Origin of the sequence: Mesorhizobium sp. M7A.F.Ca.CA.004.12.1.1 (assembly GCF_003997835.1) — a bacterium.
Taxonomy (GTDB): domain Bacteria; phylum Pseudomonadota; class Alphaproteobacteria; order Rhizobiales; family Rhizobiaceae; genus Mesorhizobium.
On record NZ_RZRK01000743.1, the window covers coordinates 1 to 2,978 of the forward strand.

At 62.9% G+C, this 2,978-nt stretch carries 4 protein-coding genes and 1 pseudogene; 3 read left to right on the plus strand and 2 right to left on the minus strand.

Annotation, left to right across the window (positions count from 1 at the left end):
* Positions 1 to 556, minus strand: a 556-nt coding sequence (locus tag EN984_RS28745) for an SAM-dependent methyltransferase (RefSeq protein ID WP_206517499.1), incomplete at its 3' end; no start/stop codon positions are given.
* A complete protein-coding gene (gene lgt, locus EN984_RS28750) occupies positions 553 to 1,407 on the minus strand; it encodes a prolipoprotein diacylglyceryl transferase (protein WP_127270533.1) in 855 nt (284 codons plus the stop codon). The genes EN984_RS28745 and lgt, both read right to left, overlap by 4 nt.
* Before the next feature lie 168 nt (positions 1,408 to 1,575).
* Here lgt and EN984_RS28755 point away from each other — a divergent pair, with 168 nt between their 5' ends.
* From EN984_RS28755 to EN984_RS28765, 3 genes and pseudogenes are all read left to right on the plus strand, one after another.
* On the plus strand, positions 1,576 to 1,884 hold the full coding sequence (locus EN984_RS28755) for an accessory factor UbiK family protein (protein ID WP_127270531.1): 309 nt from the start codon (positions 1,576 to 1,578) through the stop codon (positions 1,882 to 1,884).
* A 339-nt stretch (positions 1,885 to 2,223) separates the two neighbouring features.
* Entirely contained in the window at positions 2,224 to 2,724 is a 501-nt protein-coding gene (locus EN984_RS28760) for a YbjN domain-containing protein (RefSeq protein WP_013893499.1), read from the plus strand.
* Between the two features lie 27 nt (positions 2,725 to 2,751).
* A pseudogene (locus tag EN984_RS28765) lies at positions 2,752 to 2,978 on the plus strand (tRNA-binding protein); the annotation flags it as partial.

Genomic DNA, 2,978 nt, shown 5'->3' on the forward strand with positions numbered 1-2,978 from the left:
GGTCGTTGGTCTCGTCGAGGCCGACCACGCGCTCGCGCCAGCCGGCGCCGGCGCGGAGGAACTGGCGGATGGGCACGGCGTCGAACAGTTCGTTGCCGACGATGAACAGCGGTTGCTGCGGCAAGGTCTCGATGGTTTCATGCCAGCCAACCGCGAAGGGTGTGGCGCCAAGCGTCTGCTTTTGCACCTCGGTCAGGCGCGGGCTGGTCTCGATCATGGCGAAGGTGGCGCCGCTGGCCAGATCAGGATCGAGCCGCGACAGCGTACGCAGCATGTCCTTCATCAGCGTGCCGCGGCCGGGGCCGATCTCGGCGATGGTGGCCGGCAGCGGCCGGCCGCTCGCCTGCCACGCCTGGTACATCCACACGGCGACCAATTCGCCGAACATTTGGCTGATCTCCGGCGCGGTGATGAAGTCACCGGCCGCACCAAAAGGCTCGCGCGTCGTGTAGTAGCCGTCCGCCGGGTCGAACAGGCACATCGCCATGTATTCGTTGATCGGTATCGGCCCCAGGGCCTCGATCAGGTCGACGATGCGGGTCTTCAGCCGTGTCATGCCGGCTGCGGCTGCGTCACCGGCTTGGCGGTCAGCATCGCCCAGATGCCGGCCAGCACCATCGGCGTCGACAGGATCATGCCCATGGTCAGCCAGTTGGTGCCGAGGAGGTAGCCGAGCTGCTGGTCGGGCTCGCGGAAGAACTCGACAAAAATGCGCGACAGGCCGTAGCCGCAGATGAAGGCGCCGCCGACGAAGCGCGGCGTCTTCAGCTTGAGGCGCGAATGGGTGAGAATGCGCAGCACGAGGAACAGCACCACGCCTTCGAGAAGCGCCTCGTAGAGCTGGCTCGGGTGACGGGCAAACGGCCCGCCATTGGGGAATTCGAAAGCCCAGGGCACGTCGGTTGGGCGCCCCCACAGCTCGGAGTTGATGAAGTTGGCGACGCGCACCAGGCCAAGGCCGACCGGCACGCCGGCCGCCACGACGTCAAACAGCGACCAGGTGCGGATGCCGCGCTTGATGGAAAACAGCGTCATGGCGAGGATGACGCCAAGCAGGCCGCCATGGAACGACATACCGCCTTGCCAGACCGCCAAGATATCGAGCGGGTGGGCGATGTAGCGTGGCAGATCATAGAACAGCACATAGCCGGTGCGGCCGCCGAGCACGACGCCGATGGCCGCCCAGACGATGAAGTCGTCGAGATCCTCCGGCTTCATCGGCAGGACGCCGTTCGGCCACAGCCTGGCATTGGCGGCGAGCCGCTTGGCGTACCACCAGGCAAACAGGATGCCGACGATATAGCCGACGCCATACCAGTGCACCGCCAGCGGCCCGATCTGGATGAGGATCGGGTTGATGTCGGGGAAGGGCAAGGAGGCCAGCGGCAGCAGGAAATATTCGTTCAACGGGGAACTCTCATTGCGAAACGCGTTTGCGCGCGGACCATGCGGCAGGGTTTTGGCAGGGTCAAGGCAAGGTGGGCGCCCTCGACTTGATGCCGCAGCGCGGCGCAACATGCTTGCATTCGACGCGCAGCGCCACTACGTCAATTTGTGCAAGCGCGAGGATTTGCCATGTCGACCGGACCGAACCGCATTCTCGATGAATTCGCCAAGCTGATGACCGACGCCGCCGGCGCCGCCCAGGGCGTGCGCCGGGAGGTGGAGACGGCCTTCAAGGGGCAGGCCGAACGCATTCTCAACACCATGGACGTGGTGCAGCGCGAAGAGTTCGAAGCCGCGCGCGAGATGGCCGCCAAGGCGCGGGAAGAAAACACTCGCCTTGCCGCCCGCATCGAGGCGCTCGAGGCGAAGCTTGCCGAACTGGCCGGCGACGCCACACCAGCGACGGCGGCCAAGCCGCGCACAAAAAATAATCGTTAAACTTTTCCACATAGCCCGATCCTGAAAAGCGCTTTGCCGTGAATCGCTTAACGGCATTGCATGAATCTTTGTGACAGCGGCTTTCCACATGCGAATGACGCAGTGCGAAAAATTGGGCTGTTCACGCGACTCCCGATCAATAGACTGAATTTGTTGCATGATTCGGAGCAGGGTCATGCGACCGGGCGGTGGGGTCCGGTCTGGGGTCTTTGCGTCGAGAAGGTAGTCTTTTGCGCGAAGAAAGTCCTGGCCGTCCGAGTTCTAGACAAGATTGTTCGTTGTGTGTGCCCTCCCGCGGAGCGTGTGGCGGCGCTCGTACAGAACGACAGGAAGCATTCCATGGAACTTCTCGAACTCGAATTCTCCCGCGAAATCCATCCGGTGGATGTTATCGAGCAGGTGGCCCACAACAACGACTGGTCCTTTGAGCGGGCCGGCGACGACGAGATTTCGATCTCGGTTGCCGGAAGCTGGACCGACTATCACGTCTCCTTCTCGTGGATGGAGGATTTCGAGGCGCTGCACCTTGCCTGCGCCTTCGACATCAAGGTGCCGGAGACCCGCGCGCTGGAAGTGATGCGGCTCTTGTCGCTGATCAACGAGCAGATGCTGTTTGGCCATTTCGACCTCTGGGAGCAGGAGGGCGCGATCATGTTCCGCCAGTCGCTGCTGCTGGCCGGCGGGGTCGAGCCGTCGAGCCAGCAGGTCGAAGTGTTGCTGTCGTCGGCGCTGGAAGCCTGCGAATGCTATTTCCAGGCGTTCCAGTTCGTTGTCTGGTCGGGAACCTCGGCCAAGGACGCCCTGGCCGGCGTGCTGTTCGAGACCTACGGCAACGCCTGAGTCCCCGCAAGGCAGACAAGAACCAAGATGAGTTCGAACAGCGAGCGTAAGCCCGAGATCAGTTTTGCCGATTTCGATCGTGTCGACATCCGCGCCGGCACGATCGTCGAGGCCGAGCCGTTTCCCGAGGCGCGCAAGCCCGCATTCAAGCTGAAGATCGATTTCGGCGCCGGCATCGGCATCAAGAAATCGTCGGCGCAGATCACCAAATATTATACACCGGAGACGCTGATCGGCCGGCAGGTGTTCGCGGT